22 protein-coding genes are annotated in these 21,492 nt (G+C 58.9%); 17 read left to right on the top strand and 5 right to left on the bottom strand.

Annotated features, from left to right (window positions below; genetic code table 11):
* Positions 1-127 precede the first annotated feature (127 nt).
* Together GL286_RS14310 and GL286_RS14305 are read right to left on the bottom strand one after the other, a co-directional pair.
* Positions 128-1,531: a sensor histidine kinase gene (locus GL286_RS14310; protein ID WP_170295204.1), complete on the bottom strand. Its 1,404-nt coding sequence runs from the start codon at positions 1,529-1,531 to the stop codon at positions 128-130.
* Positions 1,528-2,193, bottom strand: a complete 666-nt coding sequence (locus tag GL286_RS14305) for a response regulator transcription factor (RefSeq protein ID WP_155096245.1) — start codon at positions 2,191-2,193, stop codon at positions 1,528-1,530. The genes GL286_RS14310 and GL286_RS14305 overlap by 4 nt, the downstream gene beginning before the upstream one ends.
* A 321-nt stretch (positions 2,194-2,514) precedes the next feature.
* On the opposite strand from GL286_RS14305, the gene GL286_RS14300 reads away from it, so the two are divergent.
* The 4 genes from GL286_RS14300 to GL286_RS14285 are packed head-to-tail and all read left to right on the top strand — an operon-like array spanning position 2,515 to position 6,443.
* Entirely contained in the window at positions 2,515-3,396 is an 882-nt protein-coding gene (locus GL286_RS14300) for a type 2 periplasmic-binding domain-containing protein (protein ID WP_155096244.1), read from the top strand.
* 19 nt (positions 3,397-3,415) lie between these two features.
* Positions 3,416-4,390: a Bug family tripartite tricarboxylate transporter substrate binding protein gene (locus GL286_RS14295; RefSeq protein ID WP_155096243.1), complete on the top strand. Its 975-nt coding sequence runs from the start codon at positions 3,416-3,418 to the stop codon at positions 4,388-4,390.
* 45 nt (positions 4,391-4,435) lie between these two features.
* Positions 4,436-4,930, top strand: coding sequence for a tripartite tricarboxylate transporter TctB family protein (locus GL286_RS14290; RefSeq protein WP_155096242.1), 495 nt, complete (start codon positions 4,436-4,438; stop codon positions 4,928-4,930).
* A 10-nt stretch (positions 4,931-4,940) separates the two neighbouring features.
* Entirely contained in the window at positions 4,941-6,443 is a 1,503-nt protein-coding gene (locus GL286_RS14285; RefSeq protein ID WP_155096241.1) for a tripartite tricarboxylate transporter permease, read from the top strand.
* A gap of 540 nt (positions 6,444-6,983) precedes the next feature.
* On the opposite strand, the gene GL286_RS14280 is transcribed toward GL286_RS14285, so the two are convergent.
* The 3 genes from GL286_RS14280 to GL286_RS22870 are packed head-to-tail and all read right to left on the bottom strand — an operon-like array spanning position 6,984 to position 9,658.
* Positions 6,984-7,415, bottom strand: a complete 432-nt coding sequence (locus GL286_RS14280) for a transposase (RefSeq protein ID WP_155096240.1) — start codon at positions 7,413-7,415, stop codon at positions 6,984-6,986.
* A gap of 42 nt (positions 7,416-7,457) precedes the next feature.
* Positions 7,458-9,239, bottom strand: coding sequence for a ComEC/Rec2 family competence protein (locus GL286_RS14275; protein ID WP_170295203.1), 1,782 nt, complete (start codon positions 9,237-9,239; stop codon positions 7,458-7,460).
* Positions 9,197-9,658: a hypothetical protein gene (locus tag GL286_RS22870; protein ID WP_170295202.1), complete on the bottom strand. Its 462-nt coding sequence runs from the start codon at positions 9,656-9,658 to the stop codon at positions 9,197-9,199. Before GL286_RS22870 ends, GL286_RS14275 begins: the two co-directional genes overlap by 43 nt.
* 119 nt (positions 9,659-9,777) lie before the next feature.
* On the opposite strand from GL286_RS22870, the gene gltX reads away from it, so the two are divergent.
* The 13 genes from gltX (at position 9,778) to GL286_RS14210 (ending at position 21,489) form a co-directional block, all read left to right on the top strand.
* A complete protein-coding gene (gene gltX / locus GL286_RS14270; protein ID WP_155096238.1) occupies positions 9,778-11,184 on the top strand; it encodes a glutamate--tRNA ligase in 1,407 nt (468 codons plus the stop codon).
* A gap of 56 nt (positions 11,185-11,240) precedes the next feature.
* Entirely contained in the window at positions 11,241-12,533 is a 1,293-nt protein-coding gene (gene gltA, locus GL286_RS14265; RefSeq protein WP_155096237.1) for a citrate synthase, read from the top strand.
* A gap of 108 nt (positions 12,534-12,641) precedes the next feature.
* Positions 12,642-13,295, top strand: a complete 654-nt coding sequence (locus GL286_RS14260; protein WP_155096236.1) for an SDR family NAD(P)-dependent oxidoreductase — start codon at positions 12,642-12,644, stop codon at positions 13,293-13,295.
* A 120-nt stretch (positions 13,296-13,415) separates the two neighbouring features.
* Positions 13,416-13,916, top strand: a complete 501-nt coding sequence (gene secG, locus GL286_RS14255) for a preprotein translocase subunit SecG (protein WP_155096235.1) — start codon at positions 13,416-13,418, stop codon at positions 13,914-13,916.
* A gap of 145 nt (positions 13,917-14,061) precedes the next feature.
* Positions 14,062-15,705, top strand: a complete 1,644-nt coding sequence (gene pyrG, locus GL286_RS14250; protein WP_155096234.1) for a CTP synthase — start codon at positions 14,062-14,064, stop codon at positions 15,703-15,705.
* 47 nt (positions 15,706-15,752) lie between these two features.
* Entirely contained in the window at positions 15,753-16,202 is a 450-nt protein-coding gene (locus tag GL286_RS14245; RefSeq protein WP_155096233.1) for a hypothetical protein, read from the top strand.
* 69 nt (positions 16,203-16,271) lie between these two features.
* Entirely contained in the window at positions 16,272-17,180 is a 909-nt protein-coding gene (ppk2, locus tag GL286_RS14240; protein WP_155096232.1) for a polyphosphate kinase 2, read from the top strand.
* Positions 17,181-17,240: 60 nt separating this feature from the next.
* Positions 17,241-17,534: a DUF1330 domain-containing protein gene (locus tag GL286_RS14235; protein WP_155096231.1), complete on the top strand. Its 294-nt coding sequence runs from the start codon at positions 17,241-17,243 to the stop codon at positions 17,532-17,534.
* A gap of 79 nt (positions 17,535-17,613) precedes the next feature.
* Positions 17,614-18,075, top strand: coding sequence for a tellurite resistance TerB family protein (locus GL286_RS14230; RefSeq protein WP_155096230.1), 462 nt, complete (start codon positions 17,614-17,616; stop codon positions 18,073-18,075).
* Positions 18,076-18,154: 79 nt separating this feature from the next.
* Positions 18,155-18,973, top strand: coding sequence for an ABC transporter ATP-binding protein (locus GL286_RS14225; protein WP_281352126.1), 819 nt, complete (start codon positions 18,155-18,157; stop codon positions 18,971-18,973).
* A gap of 22 nt (positions 18,974-18,995) precedes the next feature.
* The gene (locus GL286_RS14220; RefSeq protein ID WP_170295201.1) at positions 18,996-19,724 is read left to right on the top strand and encodes a transporter substrate-binding domain-containing protein; all 729 of its coding nucleotides are present in this window, start codon (positions 18,996-18,998) and stop codon (positions 19,722-19,724) included.
* 62 nt (positions 19,725-19,786) lie between these two features.
* Positions 19,787-20,665, top strand: coding sequence for an ABC transporter permease (locus GL286_RS14215; protein WP_155096229.1), 879 nt, complete (start codon positions 19,787-19,789; stop codon positions 20,663-20,665).
* On the top strand, positions 20,662-21,489 hold the full coding sequence (locus GL286_RS14210) for an ABC transporter permease (RefSeq protein WP_155096228.1): 828 nt from the start codon (positions 20,662-20,664) through the stop codon (positions 21,487-21,489). The genes GL286_RS14215 and GL286_RS14210 overlap by 4 nt, the downstream gene beginning before the upstream one ends.
* Positions 21,490-21,492: the final 3 nt, after the last annotated feature.

Raw genomic sequence — 21,492 nt, 5'->3', positions numbered from 1 at the left:
ACTTCTGCAAATCGAATGCTTCCTTCGGTCCGGCGGTCATAACCCTGGCACGAATCCGCAAGGATCACGCTACAGGCAGTATAGTTGTTTTCAGATTTTGCCCGTCACCGCAGGATTGAAATGCTTGTCACCTAGACCCCGTCGCCCCCGCACGTATGGCTATAAAAATCACGCCAAAGCGGGTCTTTTCATGTTCCGGTCGAGATTGAAGATCGATTCTTGCTCCAAACTGTTCAGCAATCTGGCGAACGATAGCAAGACCTAAGCCAGTTCCACCCGCGCCCGCGTCCGCACCGCGCTGGAAGCGCCTGAAAATATTCAGCCGCTCCTGTGGGGGGATGCCTGGTCCGTCGTCTGTCACTGCCAGCTCGACCTCGGTCTCCCTCCGCACAACAGCTACATCAATTACAGTACCCACACCCCCATGACGCATGGCGTTGTCTACCAAATTTAGCACGATTTCACGGCACATGGATTCAGCACCCTGAACGAAGGCCGGTTCAGGTGGCAGAGAAAACCCAATGTCACACCGCTGCCGTTCGTTCATCATCAATAGCTCGGGCACCATACGCTCGACTAAAGCAACGAGATCGAAGCTGGCGAATTCAGCCCCAAACATATCGGCTTCGTTCCGACTGTAGATCAGGAGCTGTTCCGCAAGTCGGGCCAGAGATCGGGTATCCTCGACTAGCGCCGAAACTCGATTACGGATAGGACCGTCGGGCACATCGCGCTGTAGGAGCTGGGCGCGCAGTTGAAGTGAGGTCAGCGGCGAGCGAAGCTGGTGACTGGCATTGTCAATAAATTCGCGCTCATGCTCTATCGCCTGCCTGAGGCGGGAAACCAGCGTGTTCAAAGCCGTTCCGATTGAACGAAGGTCACTCGGCAGCATGGCACGGATAGGTGACAAGTCGGTCGCCGAGCGCATGTCGATCTGGTCTCGAAACTGCAAAAGCGAACGCAGACCGCGGCGCACCGCGATGAACGCTAATCCCGCCGCACCAACAAGCAACAAGCCCAGCCGCACAGCCGATGACGCAACCGTGGCAAGCATGGCTGCGTCGCGCTCGTTCCGGGTCATGCCCACATGAACAGTAATCCAGTCCGGCACCAGTGCATCCGCGCCGTAAAAGCGTAGCGATACCGCCCGCAGGCGCTGGCCGCGATACTCCATATCGCTAATGCGCGGCACGCCGGGCTCCAGCGCCGTCTCGTCGCCCGGAGGATGAAAATCTTCGTATCCGGTCAAGTAGGAGCGACTGGGTCCAATAATGCGGTAGTAGATCCTCTCTTGCGTAGTGTTGCGCAAGAGCGAGATGATCTCATCTTCGACCAAATCCCCATAGGTGCGGTCAACTGCTTCTGAAATGCTGATCGCCGAGGCCACAAGCATCTGGTCGTAGAGACGTTCAGTCGCGCGGCGGGCGTTCACCCAGGCTTCGGCCAGAAACGCCAGCACAACGAGGCTCAATGGCACAAGTAACCACAAAAGCACAGACCAGGTGACTGATAGCCGCCTGCCGTCTTTCATCCTGCATCCAGCATGTAGCCGAGACCGCGCGCGGTGCGCAGCTGACATCCGCTGCCCTCCAGCCGCTTGCGCAGACGGTGGACATAGATCTCTATGGCGTTGAGCGTCAACTCGTCATCAAAACCTGATAGTCTCACGGTGATGCGCTCCTTTGGCACTACACTGCCGGCATTCTCAACCAGCAACTGCAGCAACGCCCTCTCGCGAGCCGGCATATCCAAGACCACGCCATTTACTCGTGCGGCGCGGCTGACAGTGTCAAAGCTAAGCATACCAAGTTGGATTAGCGGCGCATCAACGCCGCCCACCCGACGAGAAAGAGCACGTATACGGGCCTCGAACTCAGCCAGCTCAAACGGCTTGGCCAAATAGTCATCGGCCCCAAGGTCGAGTCCACGCACCATATCCTGAACGCCGCCGCGAGCTGTCAAGATCAACACCCCCACGGCCTTACCTGAGCGACGAAGATGGCGCAAAAAATCCAGCCCGTCTTCATTCCCGAGGTTGAGGTCAAGCACGACTAAATCATAATCCGCGACCGCCGCCATATCGATGGCCTCCACCAAGGAAGCAGCCCAATCAACGCCGTGGCCCAGCCCTTCCAGAGAACGCTGGATGCCTGCAGCAATGCCGGAATTGTCCTCAACGATCAAACTGCGCATCGTTCTCCCTCTTCCGCGCGAGCTGCCTTGCGGCGGGCATTTCTTTATCAGTCATGAAAGCTGGATGAAAGAAACCTTGTGCTATCGAGGTGTCGGAGGAGGACGGCATCGCGATGACACCGCGACCGCCGGCCATGGAGGAACACCGTGGATCGTAGACAATTCATCGCTGCAATTGCTGCCGGACTAATGGCTCCGGCGTGCGCCCGTGCGAACGAGCCCATTGAATGGGTGGTACCCTTTCAGGAGGGCGGAGGCACCGATGTCTGGGCACGTTTTATGGCTGACTGGCTATCGGAAATCTTACCGCACAAGCCTGAAGTGCGGCTGCTTAATGTTTCGGGCGGAAACTCGACACGCGCCGCGAATTTTTTCGCAGCCGAGGCGCGGGATGATGGGCGAATGCTGCTGGGCACCACGGGGTCAACACAGTTTGCCGCACTTCTGGGCGACCGTCGTGTGCAATACGACTATGCCGATTGGCGCATCGTCGCAGCCTCGCCATCAGGCGGAGTAATCTATGTGCAGGCCGCGCTTGGGGTGAGCAGCATGGCCGAATTGGTGGCACTGGGGCGTGACGTGCATTTCGGCTCTATCGGTGCCGCGTCGCTAGATATTGTTCCATTGCTGGCGCTTGAGATGTTGGGTCTGAAGGTCAAAGTGCTATTTGGGTTGAACAGCCGCAATGCCGCCCGCGCCGGCCTTGTCGGCGGTGAGTTTGACTTGGATTACCAGACCACGCCCGGCTATCTGGCCCAGGTCCAGCCGCTTGTCGAGACGGGCCAAGTGGTGCCACTTATGTCTCTGGGTTCGTTTGACCGTCGTGGCCAACTGGCCCGCGATCCCGCTTTTCCGGACCTGCCAACATTTTCCGACGTCTACCGTCAGATCCACGGCAACGAACCCAAGGGAGCCGAATGGCAAGCGTGGCAGGCGTTGTTCCGCGCCGGCTTTACGAGCCAAAAGATGATTTTCCTGCCACGCAACGTGCCCGAGGCCCGTGCCTCGATGTTTCGCGATGCGTTTGCCCGCATGGGCGTCGACCCAAGGTTTCGTGCCGAGGCATCATCAGTACTTGGTCCCTATCCACTACTGACCGGGACTCAGGCGGATGAGGCATTGGAGTCGGCCATGACCATGGACCCTGAAATTCGCAACTGGACGCGCGAATGGCTTGAACGCCGGTTCCGCGTCACACCCTGAACATATCTAGGAGGACATAATGAAACTCAATCGCCGTGCCTTCGGCCTGATGGCCGCTGCCGTGATGACGGCGCTGCCCGCAATGGCAGCTGCGGAATTCCCTGAGCGCAACATTACTCTGGTTGTGCCCTTCCCGCCTGGCGGCGGAAACGACGCAATGGCGCGCATCATCGGCGATGCGATGACGCGCGTGATCGGCGCTAATGTCGTGGTGGAGAACAAGGCTGGCGCTGGCGGCGTGGTGGGAACCCAATCGGTCCAAAATGCCAAGCCGGACGGTTACACCCTGCTTTTGGGGCATTCCGGCACCATGGGCATAAACCCTCACGTCTATCCGGCGGCAACCTATCATCCCACCAAGGACTTCACGCCCGTCGGACTAATCTCGGAAATCCCGATGGCGCTCGTGGTGAACAAAGACCTGCCAGCGCAAGACGTAGCTGGGCTGATCGCACTCGCCAAGGAAAAGCCGGGCGAACTTTCTTATGCCTCTTCGGGCGTGGGCACCGGCTCGCATATGGCGGCCGAACTTTTCGCCCATGATGCGGGGATCGAGATCGCGCATATCCCGTATCGCGGCTCAGGTCCGGCGATGACCGATCTTCTGGGTGGACGAATTGACTTTCTGTTCGGAGTGATCCCGTCGTCCCATGCACAAGTCACGGCGGGCAAGGCGCGGGCGCTAGCCGTAACGGGCACGAAGCGTTCACCCACCATGCCCGAGGTGCCGACCATGCAGGAGGCCAGTGTTGAAGGCTATGAAGCTGCGCTGATTTATGGCCTGCTGGCCCCAGTCGGCACGCCTGATGAGGTGGTCACCAAGATCAATGGGGCGCTGAACATCGTATTGGCGGATCCGACTCTCCAGGAAAAGCTGGCTGTGGATGGTTCGGTTCCTCGCCCCGGCACACCCGAGGATCACAGCAAGGCACTCGACTCCGATCTTGAAAAATGGGGCGCGCTGATCCGCGACGCCAAGATCGAGATCAATTGAACTGACGCGCCCCGCTTTTAGCGGGGCCACCAATGGGAAATCACAATGACTGAGAAACCCTCTTCCGTCGCGGGACTGGGCAAGGTCCGCCTGTCGCAAGACCGCGTCGCCGGGCTGACCCTGATCGCGGTCTCGGCCTTCGCGCTATGGGCATCTTCCGACCTTGAAACCGGCACATTGCGCTTCATTGGACCCGGGATGATGCCGAAGCTTCTGGCCGCACTGGTAGGAGTGACCGGCACTATCCTGCTGGTGCAATCCTTTCTGATGTCTGGCGAAGCGATGCCCCGCATTCCGCTGCGTGGGCCACTCTGTGTGTTGGGTGGTATTCTTGCCTTTGCGCTCACGGTGCAATCGGTGGGCTTCGCGATAGCAGCACCGCTGCTGGCAGTTATCGCTGGGTTGGCCGACCGCGACATGCGCTGGATCGAGCTTTTGGGCTTCGCTGCTTTCATGACTATCGGCTGCATCCTAGTGTTTAAAGTCGGGCTGAGCTTGCCGATCCCAGTCCTGATCATCCCCGGCATCATCCAGTATTGAGGAGGAGCGCATGGATCTCTTGAGCAATCTCGCTCTGGGCTTTTCGACAGCAATGTCGTTACAAAATTTAGGACTTGCTTTCATCGGCTGCCTCGTTGGAACGCTGATCGGCATCCTGCCAGGGGTAGGTCCCATCGCCACCATTACCATGCTCTTGCCAATCACCTTTGGCATCGATCCGGTGGGCGCGCTGATCATGTTGGCCGGCATATACTACGGCGCGCAATATGGTGGCTCGACCTCGGCCATTCTGGTCAACATTCCTGGTGAGGCAGGATCAGTAGTGACCGCACTCGATGGCCACGCAATGGCGAAGAAGGGCCGAGCCGGTGCCGCGCTGGGGATATCAGCAATCGGCTCGTTCATCGCTGGCTGCGTCGCTACCGTCGTCATCGCCGCCCTTGCGTTGCCGCTGACTGACTTGGCACTTCGTTTTGGTCCAACCGATTATTTCGCATTGATGGTCATGGGATTGGTCTTTGCAGTGGTGCTGGCACATGGCTCGGTGTTGAAGGCCGTGGCAATGATCTGCCTGGGCATCCTTTTGTCCACAATCGGCTCGGATCTGGAGACCGGTCAGGCCCGGATGACGTTCGGTTCACTGCATTTGGCAGACGGGATCGATTTTGCGGTGCTGGCCATGGGAATCTTTGGCTTTGCCGAGGTACTTCGCAATCTTGAGGGTGGCGAGCAACGTGACGTGATCAAGGGCACCATGGGTCCCTTACTGCCGACGCGAGACGAGATACGGCGCTCTATCGCACCGATCCTGCGCGGCACTGGGCTTGGTTCGGTCTTGGGCATGCTTCCGGGCAATGGCGCAGTTCTGGCTCCGTTTGCATCCTACACACTGGAAAAAAAGCTTGCGAAACGTCCACAGGATTTTGGCAAAGGTGCCATTGAGGCGGTGGCTGGACCAGAAGCCGCAAACAATGCTGGCGCACAAACCAGCTTCATCCCTCTGTTGACGCTGGGTATTCCCCCAAACGCGGTGATGGCAATCATGGTCGGCGCGATGATGATCCAGGGCATCGTGCCCGGACCGCAGGTGATGACCGAAAGCCCCACCCTGTTTTGGGGCATGATCGCCAGTATGTGGATCGGCAACCTGATGTTGCTCGTCATCAACCTGCCCATGGTCGGCATGTGGGTGCGATTACTGAAGGTGCCCTATCGACTTCTCTTCCCTGCGATCCTGATTTTTTCCTGCATCGGTATCTATTCCATCGACAACAATCCAATGGATGTGGTCTTCACTGGTGCGTTCGCCTTCGCAGGCTACCTGCTGATCAAGATGGGCTTTGAACCGGCTCCACTGCTACTTGGTTTTGTGCTGGGCCACCTGATCGAAGAAAACCTGCGCCGCGCAATGCTGTTATCGCGGGGCGAGTTGTCGACCTTTGCCGAGAACCCAGTCAGCCTAATCCTCTTGATTGTATCGGTCGGACTTCTGGCCCTATCGGCACTGCCGTCGCTACGCGCCAAACGCGAAAAGGTCTTTGTCGAGGACTGAGCGATGGTTGCCAATCCCCACAGGCCATAATCAGCCAAATCGTCAAAATCCAGATCGTCGCGATTACGACTTGTTGGTGGGCCATAATCCAACCAGACAAGCGATCTGTCGCTGATACGCGGCCTGCCCTTTGGAGTCCTGCGGCTAAAGATAAACCCTCCCGGCAACCAAATCGGGCCGGTAGGGTCGCATTAAGACGCGTAATCTGCGGCTGACTTTGCTCCGCACGCGACATGTTATCAGAGCAGACTGATGGGTGCCTACTACTCGTCGTCAACTCCGGGAAACTGGGCATAGATCTTAATCGCGGCTCGACCAGTTCAACGAGAGATATGGGGTCGATTTTTTCGCCTATGATGCAGGGATTGGCCACGCGGTGCCAGTCGTTTAGGCGACCGAACTTCATCTCGATGTGGCTGCGCCGGCGAAATCGGCGTTTGGCATGTTTGACCGGTGCCTATCATAAACTGCATCCTCGGATGCAACACATAATCCGAAGCAACGCCGCCGGACAGGTGTAATCATTCGCCTGTCCGGCACTCAGAAGGAAGCGCTGTGGCATGGGTCTGTGTCGGAGTACCGTTTCGTATTCGGTCCGCCCGTTCTCAGGGAAACGGTCCCCTGGACTATCCTCTGTTCCTCCGAACTCACCCGCAGACTCCTCGCGGACCTATGAGTTCTCAGGTATGTTGCATCAATCATGAGTAATGTCGGATCGGCCGCGCCATCAGCTAAACCAAGCATCCTTCGGGCAAACATCTCAATCTCACTCCACCGTTTCCGGACGTTATAGAGTGTCTTCGCTGCGCCGAATTCCTTGGGGGCGTCATACCAAGGTAAAGCATTGAGCTTCATAAAGATTATCTCACCCAGCACTTTGTGGCCGTCGATGCAGGGCGTGCGGTAAGACTTTGGAAAGAACAAATCGAGCCGCGCCATCTGCTCATCACTGAGCCAGAACAGATCAATCATAATTCACCTCAAGAAGAAGGCGTCCGGAAAAGATGCGATCATTCAGTATTTGGCGCTAAATTCTGCGCCGCCACTCCAAGATCGATCTCCAGACCCATTTGATCCATCTAAGAGAATAGATCCGTTCCGCCAGTCCAATGAAATCGCACCAGTTATTTTTAAATAATCTGAATCCAAAACGGTGCATTCCCCTTTTATAACGCGATCTAGCTCCAACGGACGATTCATAATGACAAAAGAGCCGTTTTGGCAAAAGGAGTCCTCCTTTCCGTCAAACGACGCTTTGATGACATGGTAAATCTCGACACCACCTAATTCCTGCGGAAGCACGGCTTTTTTGTACCCACCATTGTCCACCCAATATGGAATGGCGGCAGAGGCGACCTGATTGTTTGACGATCCATCGGCGGCCAGCCACTCGGAAACCGCGAATGTTCCGCCTTTCGGTCGCGAGACGGCCCTGCCCTCGGGTGTCATTACTCCGACCGCTTGCCCGTCGGAGGAAATCAGAACGTCCGGTCGCTTGGAAACGTCCCACATGATCAAAGCAACAATGATGGCCATCCCGCCAACCATCCGTCGAGCGATTATTTGTCGCGCCCCATAAACCGGCGACAAAACCACCAGAATTGCGCCCACGCCCATCAATGGCAGAACCGAGTGTGGCGGAGCCTTGATAAGTGTGGTCGCACCGCCGGTGTTGGCTACGTATTCGGCGACGACCAGCATCCATTTTGCACCTAATCCCATGCACCACAAGGGAAGGTCCGACAAACCGAAAGGTGCGAGCACCGCTGCAATTGCGCCGCATGGCATCACCACCAGACCAATCACGGGAACGACAAGAAGATTGGCGAAGACTCCGTAATGGGAAACCCGTCCGAAATGAGCGGCGGCGATAGGAGATGTCGAAATACTTGCGACCAGTGACGAAACCAGAAGCAGGGTGACTGGCTTCAGCCACCATGGCAAACGGGGCGCGATTTTCTGCCATGGCTCTGCCGCGAGGATCAAAGCGACCGTTGCCGCGAAGCTCATCTGAAAGCCGGGGCTGACTAATGCCTCGGGCGTTATGACCAGAATAACGACGGCGGCGACGGCTACTGTCCTTAGCGAAATTGCCCTTCGATCGGACATGATGGCGATCAGCATCACGGCCACCATGATGAACGAGCGCGTCGTGGCGACATCGCCTCCGGACAACCAGAGATAGCTGGCGGCGGAAAGGAAAGCGGCAGCGGCGGCGTATTTGTGCAAACGACTGCTCGCAAGGCCAGCCAAACCAAGAACCATCGCGCCCAGATACCGGATTGCCGCGTAAACAAATCCGGTCAACATGCTCATGTGCAGGCCGGAAATCGAAATGATGTGAAAAAGATTGGAGGCCCGCATGACTTCGTTCGTGTGCTCGGCAATGCCCGAACGATCCCCCGTCATCATGGCGGATGACACGGCCCCTGCCTGCCCGCCGATAGCCTCTTTCATCGCTACCGACAGCCTCATCCGCAGTCGATGCAGCGCCAGCGCACCTCCGGCATCGGGCGGGGCGATCGTCATGACGGGTGTCCGAGAGTAGCCAATAGCGCCGAGGTGCTCGAACCAGGCCACGCGCCGGAAATCGAATCCACCCGGCTCGGCCGGTACTTGGGGTTTATCCAGATGGGCGGTCAGCATCACGCGCTCGCCCGGAACCGGCAAAGGATCATCGACGAACAACGACACACGGACGCGGCGCGGCACGCGTTCGGGGGCGACGTCATCCAGAACCAGTTGATCCAGCGTCAGCCGGATTCGATCACGTGACGAGCGATCAATTCCAACCACCCCCCCTCGACCGCGCCATAATAGCGAAAACCCAAAACCGGAGCGGAAACCAGATGGGACCGGAGTCCGATCATTTCCATGCCGAAGGCGACTGACGCAACCGCGAGCAGACAAATCCGCAACCGATCGGCTCGGGTCCATTCGATGCGCCCCGCATTCGCCAGCCCCGACACGATCCGGATCGCGACCAACGTGGCCACGATCAGCAGCAAGCCCCCGGCATAGGTCCGGAAACCCGGTTCGAAACGCAGCAGGAACCAACCGCCGATACCGAGCGACATCCAGAAAGGTATCCACGGCAGCATCCCCGCACGGATGGAAACCGAACTGCGCCAAGGCGTGAACGCATGGCGACGGACCGCGGCATCTTGTCGGGACCGCGTAGGCAATGCCGACCCTGTTTCAACGGTGATGTCCACCGAATCTTGTCCTTATCCGACAGCTTGCGTATCTCTGTCGGCAAGATTGGCGCGCCGTGCTTACCAAAGCCTTAACGGTGATCGCCAAAACCCATGTTTCTTGAATGACTGGCTCTGCTATGACCGATTCCCGTCCCGTTGTGACCCGCTTTGCCCCCTCTCCGACCGGCTACCTGCATATCGGGGGCGCGCGGACGGCCCTGTTCAACTGGCTTTATGCGCGTGGTCGTGGCGGTAAATTCCTGCTGCGTATCGAAGATACCGACCGCGCGCGTTCGACGCCCGAAGCGACCGAAGCCATCCTGAAGGGCCTTGAATGGCTTGGTCTCGACTGGGACGGTGAGCCGGTAAGCCAGTTCGAGGGCCGCGAACGTCACGCCGAAGTCGCGCGCGAAATGCTTGCCAATGGCACAGCCTACAAATGTTTCTCGACCCCCGAGGAAATCGAGGCTTTCCGAGAAGCCGCCCGTGCCGAGGGAAAGTCGACCCTGTTCCTGTCGCCGTGGCGGGACTCGGACCCGGCGACGCATCCCGATGCTCCGTTCGTGATCCGCTTGCGGGCCCCGCGCGAGGGGCAAACCGTCGTGCGCGATGCCGTTCAGGGCGACGTGACTTTCGGTAACGACCAGTTGGATGACATGATCCTGCTGCGCTCGGACGGGACGCCGACCTATATGCATGCGGTCGTGGTCGATGACCATGATATGGGCGTCACGCATATCATCCGCGGCGACGATCACCTGACCAATGCCGCGCGCCAGATCCAGATCTATCAGGCCATGGGCTGGGAGATTCCGACCTTCGCCCATATCCCGCTGATCCACGGCCCCGACGGCAAGAAACTGTCCAAACGTCATGGCGCCGTTGGTTTGCACGAATATGCGGCAAGTGGCTATCCTGCAGCGGCAATGCGCAATTATCTGGCGCGTCTGGGCTGGAGCCACGGCGACGATGAATTGTTCGGTGACGCGCAGGCGAAAGAGTGGTTTGACCTTTCTGGAATCGGCAAGGCTCCTGCCCGGCTTGATTTCAAGAAACTGGAACATGTCAGCGGTTATCATATCGCCGGGATGGATGACGGGCAGCTCATGCAGGAAATCACGGCCTATCTTAAAGAAACCGGCGCTCCGGCGCTGACCGAGCTGCAGGCTTCGCGGCTTGTTCCCGCGCTTTCCTCCCTGAAGGCGAAAGCCAAGACCCTGCCCGCGCTTCTGGATCAGGGCCATTTCGCATTGACCCAACGTCCAATGGAAATTGAAGAAAAGGCCGCAACGTCACTTGATACGGTATCCCGTGGTATACTGTTTGAATTGACTGCCGCACTGCAGAATGCTAGCTGGAGCCGCGACGACCTCGAGGCAACCGTCAAACAGATTGGCGAGTCGCACGGGCTGGGTCTTGGCAAGATTGCGGCGCCGCTTCGCGCCGTCCTTGCCGGTCGCAGTTCGACCCCGAGCGTATTCGATATGATGTTGGCACTTGGCCGGGAGGAAACCCTGGCCCGGATGCAAGATCACGCGGGCTGATTGCCCGCCCCATTTTCCGGTGCCAACCGGAGACAGGCGTAGAAGGAGAGAGGGATATGGCAGATAGCAAATCCGCGAAACTGCTGGTCGAGGGAAAAGAGATCGAGCTACCGATCCTCAGCCCGACCGCAGGCCCGGATGTCTTGGACATCCGCAAACTTTATGGTCAGGCGGATGTCTTCACCTATGACCCCGGCTTCACCTCGACCGCGTCCTGCGACTCGACCATCACCTATATTGACGGTGACAAAGGTGAATTGTGGTATCGCGGCTACCCGATCGAGCAACTGGCTGCTGAATCGCATTACCTCGAAGTCTGCTATCTGCTGCTTTACGGGGAACTGCCGACCGAAGCGCAGCTGGTCGATTTCGAGACCCGCGTCACGCGCCACACCATGGTGCATGAGCAGATGCACAACTTCTTCCGTGGTTTCCGCCGGGACGCGCACCCGATGGCGACGATGGTCGGTGTTGTGGGTGCGATGTCGGCCTTCTACCACGACTCGACCGATATCGCGGACCCGCTGCAGCGCGAGATCGCCTCGATCCGCCTGATCGCGAAGCTGCCGACGATTGCGGCCATGGCCTATAAATATTCGATCGGTCAGCCCTTTGTCTATCCGCGCAACGATCTGGATTACGCGTCGAACTTCCTGCATATGTGCTTCGCCGTTCCGGCCGAGCCGTACAATGTCGATCCGGCTCTGGCCCGCGCCATGGACCGCATCTTCACGCTGCATGCCGATCACGAGCAGAACGCCTCGACCTCGACCGTCCGTCTGGCCGGTTCGTCAGGCGCGAACCCCTTCGCGTGCATCGCCGCTGGCATCGCCTGCCTCTGGGGTCCGGCACATGGCGGCGCGAACCAGGCATGTCTGGAAATGCTGCGTGAAATCGGTTCGGTTGACCGCATTCCGGAATACATCGCCAAGGCCAAGGACAAGAACGATCCGTTCCGCCTGATGGGCTTCGGTCACCGCGTCTACAAGAACTTCGACCCGCGCGCGAAGGTCATGAAGGAATCGGCGGACGAAGTTCTGGAACTGCTGGGCGTCCACAACAACCCGACCCTGCAAGTCGCCAAAGAGCTTGAGCGCATCGCGCTTGAGGACGAATATTTCGTCTCGAAAAAGCTTTATCCGAACGTCGACTTCTATTCCGGCATCATCCTCGAGGCGATGGGCTTCCCGACCTCGATGTTCACGCCGATCTTCGCGCTATCGCGCACCGTCGGCTGGATCTCGCAGTGGAAGGAGATGATTGGCGATCCGCAAAACAAAATCGGTCGTCCGCGCCAGCTTTATGTCGGCGCTGACAAGCGCGACTATGTCGATCTCGACAAGCGCTGAGTTCAAAACAAACCTAATGACGGCCCCGGATATTTCCCGGGGCCGTTTTACATTCACCGGCGAATACAGGGCCTTGCGCGGGAACATCCTCAATGCGACACATCCGGCATGACTGACGCATCGAAAATCGCGCTGATCACCGGCGCTTCGCGCGGCATTGGTGCCGCAATGGCAGAACTTCTGGCCGTGCGTGGCTGGCACATCATCGCGGTGGCCCGAACATCCGGTGCGCTCGAGGAACTGGATGACCGCATCCGCAAGGTCGGTGGTTCGGCCACGCTCGTTCCCATGGATGTGGGCCAGCCCCAGGCAATGGTCCAGATGGCCGAGGCCATAGCCGGTCGCTGGGGCGGCATCGACCTTTGGGCGCATTGCGCGATCCATGCGGCACCGCTGGCGCCTGCGGGTCATATCGACGCCAAGGACTTCCAGAAATCCGTCGACCTGAATGTGGTTGCCACGCGGGGGTTGATCACCTTGTTCGAGCCCCTTCTGCGCGAACGCAAGGGAACGGCATTGTTCTTCGACGACCCGCGCGCAGGGCAGAAGTTCTTTGGCAGCTACGGCGCAACGAAGACCGCGCAGATCGCGCTTGCCCGTAGTTGGCAGGCCGAATCCGAGTCCGTCGGACCTCGCGTTGTGATCGCGAAGCCAGCCCCCATGCCTACGGCGACACGCGCGCGATTCTTCCCCGGCGAGGATCGCGCCCGACTGAGCCCCTGTCGGGTCGAGGCCGAACGCATCCTGGCCGAAACCCTGTAATCCCGTCTCCGGCTTGCGGCATATCGTCTGAAAAAACCGCAGGCCGATCACCAACAACCCGCGACCTGCCGCGCACGCTTGCCAATCTTGCGCGCGGTGACTAGATAGGCGCGTCGCAGAATGAAAGGCCCCGTGGTGGAAAACGTCGTCCTTACCGTGCATCTGATCCTTGCTGTCTTGCTGATCGGGGTCGTGCTGCTGCAACGGTCCGAAGGCGGCGGCCTTGGCATGGGCGGTGGCACCGGTGGTGTCATGACCGGCCGTCAGGCTGCAAACGCGCTGTCGCGCGCAACCTGGATCCTTGCCGGTGCATTCCTTGTCACCTCGCTGACTTTGACCATCATCGCGGCAAAGAACTCGTCGGGCGGCTCGATCGTCGATCAGCTGAACATTGGCGGTGAGCGTCAGGAACAACCGACAACCAACCTGCCGGGAATTGGCGATTATGCCCCGCCGCCGGCGGCTGGCCAGCCCATCATGCCGCCCGTTCCGGGTGGTGTTCCGGCTCCTGCCGAAAGTGGTGCGGCGACGACCGAACCGGTGACTCCGCCTGCCGCTCCGGCTGCGGAAACACCCGCCCAGCCCGCTCCGGCGGCAGAGGCTCCGGCAAAAGCCAACTAACACAATACATTGGGGTGCATCGCGCACCCCACCACGACAGCTAGCGGTCCGTTGCGGCCACAGGACTTTTCGGTTATAATTCGAGTCCCGTGATGCCGGCCAGATTCGGGCCGCGTTTTCTATTTTTTTACTCACGGGGGCCTCGATGGCGCGCTATATCTTCATCACCGGCGGTGTGGTTTCTTCCCTTGGAAAAGGGCTGGCATCGGCGGCGCTGGGGGCCCTGTTGCAGGCACGCGGTTACACGGTTCGCCTGCGCAAGCTTGATCCCTACCTGAACGTCGACCCCGGTACGATGTCGCCATTCGAACATGGCGAGGTTTTCGTCACCGATGACGGCGCGGAAACCGACCTTGATTTGGGCCATTACGAGCGTTTTACCGGCGTTTCGGCACGCAGGACGGATTCGGTTTCGTCGGGCCGGATCTATTCGAACGTGCTCGAAAAGGAACGCAAGGGTGCCTATCTGGGCAAGACCATTCAGGTCATCCCGCACGTCACCAACGAGATCAAAGACTTCCTGTCCGTCGGCGAGGACGAAGTTGATTTCATGCTGTGCGAGATCGGCGGCACGGTCGGCGATATCGAGGGCCTGCCTTTCTTCGAAGCCATCCGCCAGTTCTCGCAGGAACGTCCTCGCGGACAATGCATCTATATGCACCTGACGCTGCTGCCCTATCTGGCGGCCTCGGGCGAGTTGAAGACCAAGCCGACGCAGCACTCGGTCAAGGAACTGCGCTCGATCGGCCTGCAGCCTGACGTTCTGGTCTGCCGCAGCGAGCATCCGATCCCGGAAAAAGAACGCGCCAAGATCGCGCTATTCTGCAATGTCCGCCCCGATGCCGTCATTCCGGCTTACGACCTGAAGTCGATCTACGAAGCGCCGCTGGCCTATCACCGCGCCGGTCTGGATCAGGCGGTTCTGGACGCGTTCCAGATCAGCCCCGCTCCGCGCCCCGATCTGACCCGTTGGGAAGACGTGATGGATCGCCTGTCGCATGCCGAGGGCGTGGTCAAAGTGGCCATCGTCGGCAAATACACCCAGCTTGAAGACGCCTATAAGTCGATCTCGGAGGCCCTGACCCATGGCGGCATGGCCAACCGCGTCCGCGTCCGGACCGACTGGGTCGATAGCGAGAAGCTGGAAGGCGAAGGCGCGCATCTGCTGGACGGCTATAACGGCATCATCGTGCCGGGCGGCTTTGGCGAGCGTGGCACCGAAGGCATGGTCGCTGCAGCAAAATATGCCCGTGAGAAAAAAGTCCCCTATCTGGGGATCTGCCTTGGCATGCAGATGGCGGTGATCGAGGCAGCGCGCAACCTCGCCGACATGCCCGACGCTGGCTCTGAGGAGTTCGATCATGAAGCAGGCGAGACCCGCTTCACCCCCGTCGTTTATCACCTGAAAGAATGGGTGCAGGGCAACTACACCGTCCAGCGCAAGCTGACCGACGACAAGGGCGGCACCATGCGTCTAGGCGCCTATACCGCCGTTCTGAACCCCGGCTCGAAGATCTCGGAGATCTATGATGGCGCGCTGGAAATCGAGGATCGCCATCGTCACCGCTACGAAGTCGATGCGAAATACCGCAAGCAACTCGAAGATGCGGGTCTGAGCTTCTCGGGCATGTCCCCCGACGGTCGCCTGCCCGAAGTGGTCGAATATGCCGATCACCCGTGGTTCATCGGCGTCCAGTCGCACCCCGAACTGAAGTCGAAACCTTTCGAGCCCGCCCCTCTGTTCGCCGGTTTCGTCCGCGCGGCGATGGAAAACGAACGTCTGGTCTGACCAGCGCATCTGGGCCAGAATGTCGGGACCAAATTAAGGTCCCGACCATGCGCCTCGCCCTGATCCTTGCCCTTTGCGCCGGCCCAGCCTTGGCCGACGCGCCCTTGTTCCTGCTGGACCAATCCAGTCTGCCATTCGATCTTGGCCCCGGCGCGCCCCAAAATTCGCCGGCGCGGCAAAGCAATTCGCCCAACTCGGCAGCGAATTCCTCGGCCAATTCGGCGAACGCTTCCTCAAGCTACGCAAACTCTCCCCAAAACCCCGCCAATGAGAAGCGTGTGATCTTTACCGGCGACGGAGACGTTGTCGGCTATTACGCACCCAGTTCGCAGGGCACGCTGAACCTTTTCGACATCAACGGAAAGCGGGTTGCCTATCGTCCGCGCGGCAGCAAAAGCCTGTTCTCGAGCCAAGGCAAATGGTGTGGCACGGTCGCTGGATCGCAAGGCGGCGGCTTTGCCTTCGGAATTATACGTTCTTGCTCGAACCTGTTCTGATTACACGGTTTTGACACATGAATGTCACATCCTACCGATAGATCGCGCCTAACTGATCAGGAGAATGTAATGCAGGACGAAACCCCCACCGATTGGCTGCGTGCCGAACTGCAAGATACACTCGACGAAGACTACGAGATCGAACTCGAGGACGCCGCCCTGTCGCTCGAAATCTCGCGCATCTACCGCGAGAAGCATCCCAACCAGATGATCCGCGCCGATTACTTCCGTGAACTGCTGCGCCTGCAATCCGAACTGATCCGGCTGCAGGACTGGGTCAGCTATCACAAGGAAAAGGTCGTGGTGATTTTCGAGGGCCGCGACAGCGCAGGCAAAGGCGGCGCGATCAAACGCATCAGTCAGCGCCTGAACCCGCGCGTCTGCCGCGTCGTCGCATTGCCCGCGCCCTCGGATCGCGAAAAATCGCAATGGTATTTCCAGCGCTACGTCTCGCATTTGCCTGCGGGTGGTGAAATCGTGCTATTCGACCGCAGCTGGTATAACCGCGCCGGTGTCGAGCGTGTGATGGGCTTCGCCAGCGAAACCCAGGTTGACCAGTTCTTCGACGACGTTCCCGAATTTGAGCGGATGCTGGTCCGTTCGGGTATCCGGCTGGTGAAATACTGGTTCTCGATCACTGATGAAGAACAGCAGATGCGCTTCCTGATGCGTATCCACGACCCGTTGAAACAGTGGAAACTGTCTCCGATGGATCTGCAATCCCGCGTCCGCTGGGAGGATTATACCAAGGCCAAAGAGGAAATGTTGATGCAAACCAACATTCCCGAGGCGCCCTGGTATATTGTCCCCGGTAACGACAAGAAACGCGCTCGCCTGAATTGCATCAGCCACCTGCTGGATCAGTTCCCGTACGAGGACGTCCCCCACGAGGAAGTTGCCCTGCCGAACCGCGTCTTCAATCCGGACTATGAACGCGACGTTCTGCCGCCCGAGCTTTTCGTTCCCCAGCGTTACTGATCCCCTTGTCCTTGCCCGCCAGACTGGCATGCTGGCGGCAAGGATTAACGCAGGTTCACCATGCCCAAAGCCTATTGGATCGGCCACGTCACTGTAGATGACCCCGCCGCCTATCAAGCCTACCGACATGCCAATGCGGCCGCCTTTGCAAAATTCGGCGGTCGTTTTCTGGTTCGCGGCGGTGAACAGGAACCGCTCGAGGGTAAATTGCGCCCCAGAAGTGTCGTGATAGAATTTCCCGATCTGGTCTCGGCCCGCGCCTGTTATTCAAGCCCGGAATATCAAGCCGCATTGCGGTTGAGACAGAATTGCTCGATTGCCGATCTCGTCATCGTCGAAGGCTATGACGGTTGACCTTGGGTTATCCACAGATAAAGGCTAAATGGACTTTTATTGTCTTTAGCTCTGTAGCCTAGTCATCTAATATGAAGGCATGTTTCGAAATCTACTGAGCCGTCTTTTTTCAGATGCTTCCGATCGCGCCTCACTTCCGTCCGAGGATGCCGAGGTCGCCGTTGCGGCATTGCTTGTGCGTATCGCACGCTCGGATGATCGCTACTCCGAGAATGAAAAAGGCCGTATCGAAACTGTCCTTGCCCGTCGTCGCGGTCTGGATCACGCCGAAGCCGCCGAACGTCGCGCCGCAGCCGAGATGATCGAGGCCGAGGCCCCCGACACCGTCAGGTTCACCCGCTCGATCAAAGACCGCGTCGCCATTGACGACCGGCAGAACGTCATCGCCGCCCTGTGGGAAGTCGCCTATGCCGATGGCCGCCGCAGCGCCGAGGAAGAATCAATGATTCGCCTGATCGCCGGCTTGCTCGGGGTGAATGACCGCGATTCAGCCTTGGTCCGTCAGCGGGTGCTGGACGACTTGGGAATTTCAGGCCAATAGCAAGGCACGCTACGTCTTGGCCCGCTTTTTAAGCAGGTAATCGTTGCAAACCTTCTCCAGATCACGCCTCATCGAATATATGAGCCAAGACCAGACCCATCCCAAGAATATGAGCCAGAACCAAGATTCCGAAGTCCCGGTCATCGAGATCCGGAACCTGCACAAGGCCTACGCCCAGCTCGAAGTCATTCGCGGCGTGGACCTTGTCGCCAAACGCGGCCATGTCGTCAGCCTGATCGGATCGTCCGGTTCAGGAAAATCGACGCTTCTTCGCTGCTGCAACCTGCTCGAGGACAGCCAGCAGGGCGAGATCGTCTTTTCCGGCGAACCCGTGCGCTGGAAGGGTACGGGCGCGGCCCGTGTGCCAGCCGACCGCGCTCAGGTCACCCGCCTGCGCACCAATCTGTCGATGGTGTTCCAGCAGTTCAATCTTTGGTCACACCTGACCATTCTGCAAAACGTCATGGAAGCGCCGGTGCATGTGCTCAAGCGCGATCCGGCGCAGGTCGAAGAGCGTGCCCGCCAGTTGCTGGCGAAAGTCGGGATCGGCGACAAGGCCGATGCATGGCCTGCCCAGCTTTCGGGCGGTCAGCAGCAACGTGCAGCCATTGCCCGCGCCCTGTGCATGGAGCCCAAGGCCCTGCTACTGGACGAACCGACCAGTGCGCTTGACCCCGAATTGCAGCAGGAAGTCGTGCGCGTCATCAAGGATCTCGCCGCCGAACATCGTACCATGTTGCTTGTCACCCATGACATGCGCCTTGCCGCCGATGTCAGCGACCACGTTGTCTTCCTCCATCAAGGCCGGATCGAGGAAGAAGGACCGCCAGCGCAGCTGTTCAGTGCGCCGCGGTCCGAACGTCTGCGCCAGTTCCTTAGCGCGACCATGGCCAATTAAGAATCCAACAGGAGAATAAAGAGTGAAAAAACTGATGCTTGCAGCGGCTGCACTGGCCCTGACCGCCGGTATGGGCATGGCGCAGACCGTGCGTATGGCAACCGAGGGCGCCTACCCTCCCTACAACTTCGTCAATGACAAAGGCGAGTTGGACGGGCTGGAAATCGAGCTTGGCAACGAACTTTGCAAGCGCGCCCAACTGGAATGCACCTGGGTCAAGAACGACTGGGATTCGATCATCCCGAACCTTGTCAGCTCGAACTATGACACCATCATGGCGGGCATGAACATCAACGAAGAGCGCAAGAAAGCGATCGACTTCACCGATCCCTACACGCCCCCGATGCCCTCGGCCTATATGGCGCTGAAAGCCGATGCCGATATCGAAGGCGGCGTGGTCGCGGCGCAAACCAACACCATTCAGGCCAGCCATGTCGCCTCGACCGGCGCGACCCTCCTGGAATTCGCCACCGGCGAAGAAACCATCGCGGCTGTCCGCAACGGCGAAGCTGACGCGGTCTTCGCCGACAAGGACTTCCTTGCGCCGTCGGTTGCCGAATCGAATGGCGAGCTTGTCTGGGTCGAAGGTCAGGACAATGTCGAGCTGGGTGAGGGCATCGGTATGGGTGTGCGGAAATCCGACACCGAGCTGAAGGAAAAGTTCAACACCGCCATCAAGTCGATGAAAGAAGACGGTTCGTTGAACGCCATGTTGAAAAAATGGTTCGGCGAGAGCGCGCTGCAGTTCTAAGCTGAAGCGGAAACGAATAGGCCTGCGCGACCGACGCCGCGCGGGCCCGATTGGAGTGCCCGATGTTCGCCACATGCGCCGACCCTAAGACGCTCGAAGGGCTTGCATGGCTGTTGTGCTACCTGACCTCGGGTAAGCATATGCTTTTCTACCTTTCCTTCGGCACCGTGATCCTGCTTCTGGCGATCACTGCCCCCGTGGCCTTGCTGTTCGGCTTCGGCGGGGCCCTCGCTTCGCGCTCACGCATCGCGCCGCTGCGCTGGTTTGGTAAAACCTACACCTCGATGGTGCGGGGCGTTCCTGACATCATCTTCTTCCTGTTCGTGCCGATCGCACTCGATCAGGCATTCGAATGGATGAGGGCCAAGGTCTATTGCGACCCGAGCGTGCCGATCCGTCAGGGCAATGACTTCGTGGTCTGCCCTGCGGCCAAGCTGCCGCTATCAAGCTCGGCCGAATGGGTGCATCAATCCTACGGCGTATTTCTGGCCGTCATCGCCTTTGCCATTGTCTTCGGCGCATTCGCAGCGAATGTCCTTTACGGTGCCATGAATGCCGTACCCAAGGCGCAACTGGAAACGGCCGAAGCCTATGGCATGTCTCCGCGGCAGGTCAGCCGCCGCATCCTGATCCCGCAAATGTGGACTTACGCCCTGCCCGGCCTCGCGAACCTTTGGATGATCCTGATCAAGGCAACGCCATTGCTGTTCGTGCTGGGTGTCGAGGACATCGTCTACTGGGCCCGCGAGTTGGGCGGCGCCAAGACCAGCGCCTACAGCTATCCCCATCCGGACTGGCGGCTTTATTATTTCCTTGGAATTCTTGTGTTCTACCTGTTGATGACATGGGGCTCGGAGCGGTTCTTCGACCGGATCCGCGCACGACTATCCGCCGGACAGGCCACGATGGCTGGCGAGGCCATGCGAAAGGCCCCGCAATGAGCCAATGCCTTCAAACGCTGCACGATTACGGCCTGCGCGCCATCGGCATCGGCGAGCGACTGCTGCCACGCACCGATTTCACCCTGTGCGAACAGTTCGTGCTGATCGGCTCGGGGCTGATCTGGAACGTCTATTTCGGTGCATTGGCGCTGTTTATCGGGTTCTTTCTTGCCAATGCCTTGGCCGTCGCAAAGGCCAGTTCGCATCCGTGGCTGCGCAAACCCGCCGAGTGGTTCATTTTCCTGTTCCGCGGCAGTCCGCTGTTCATCCAGTTCTTCATCGCCTACGAGGCCTTGGTGCAACTGCCCCGTGCCGGCATCGATATCTTCGGCATCACCGTCCAGACCAGTTGGATGACACGTGCATGGGCTGGCGCGCTTCTGGTGTTGGTCCTGAACACCGCCGCCTATTCGGCCGAAATCTTCTACGGTGCATTGCGCAACCTGCCCAAAGGCGAACTTGAAGCAGCGGACGCCTATGGCATGACCGGTTGGACCCGCTATCGCCGCGTCGTTTGGCCGACCGCCATGCGGCTTGCTTGGCCCGCCTATACCAACGAGGCGATTTTCCTGTTCCACGCGACGACGCTGGTGTTCTTTTCCAGCTTCCCCGCGTTCCAGCAACAGGGCGACAGCCTATATTACGCAAGCTATTTCGCCGATAAGACCTTCAACCCGTTCGTGGCTTATCCCATCGTCGCCGGTTATTTCATCCTGCTGACCCTGTGTCTCATTTTGCTTTTCGGAATCGTCAATCGGCGGCTGAACCGCCATCTGCCCGGCGCGGTGCGGAAGATCCGTTACCGGCCAAATCTTATCAGGTGATCC

The sequence above is a fragment of the Paracoccus aestuariivivens genome, from assembly GCF_009711225.1.
Lineage (GTDB): Bacteria > Pseudomonadota > Alphaproteobacteria > Rhodobacterales > Rhodobacteraceae > Paracoccus > Paracoccus aestuariivivens.
Note: the sequence above shows the minus strand (reverse complement) of the source record. Positions and strands in the feature narration are given on the sequence as shown.